1 protein-coding gene and 1 pseudogene are annotated in these 578 nt (G+C 31.8%); one reads left to right on the top strand and one right to left on the bottom strand.

Translation table 11 applies throughout. The features are described from left to right. A partial coding sequence (locus AMO08_RS05335) for a pyridoxal-phosphate dependent enzyme (RefSeq protein WP_143323822.1) occupies positions 1 to 354 on the top strand: 354 nt, incomplete at its 5' end. On the opposite strand, the pseudogene AMO08_RS05330 reads toward AMO08_RS05335, so the two are convergent. Beyond that, a pseudogene (locus tag AMO08_RS05330) lies at positions 351 to 578 on the bottom strand (hypothetical protein); the annotation flags it as partial. The gene AMO08_RS05335 and the pseudogene AMO08_RS05330 overlap by 4 nt on opposite strands.

Genomic DNA, 578 nt, shown 5'->3' with positions numbered 1-578 from the left:
CTTTATAATTATATAAAAAATGGTGAACTTAAGTCAGAAGGTGGATCAATTACTGAAGGGATTGGTTCAAGCAGAGTAACAGCTAACTTTAATGAAGCAAAAATTGATGACGCCTATTCGATAGATGATCATGAAGCATTGCCTATACTTTATGATTTAATTCAAAATGAGGGCCTTAGCCTAGGTACTAGTTGCGGTATCAATATTGCTGGAGCAATAAGAATGGGTAAAGAATTAGGTCCAGGTAAAACTATCGTTACAATTCTTTGTGATAGAAGTGATAAGTACGCAACTAAAATGTTCAATAAAAAATTTTTAGAAGAAAAAGGTCTTCCAGCACCTAGTTGGTTTTAAATATAAATTTTATCAGCTAATCCGTAACAAAGTATTGCACTTAACAAAGTTAAAATACCTGGTGCAATAATTCCTTCATTAGATGTTTGTGGAGTATGGCCTAATTTATTTATTTTAATTGTATAAATACCTACACAAAAAGCTGAAAGGTTTTGTAGAAATACTAAATTAAAAAATGCCCATGTTCCTTGAAGTCCATCAGGCCTAATAAAACCAACCCATAT

Source organism: Candidatus Pelagibacter communis (assembly GCF_001180205.1).
Classification (GTDB): domain Bacteria; phylum Pseudomonadota; class Alphaproteobacteria; order Pelagibacterales; family Pelagibacteraceae; genus Pelagibacter; species Pelagibacter ubique_O.
Note: the sequence above shows the minus strand (reverse complement) of the source record. Positions and strands in the feature narration are given on the sequence as shown.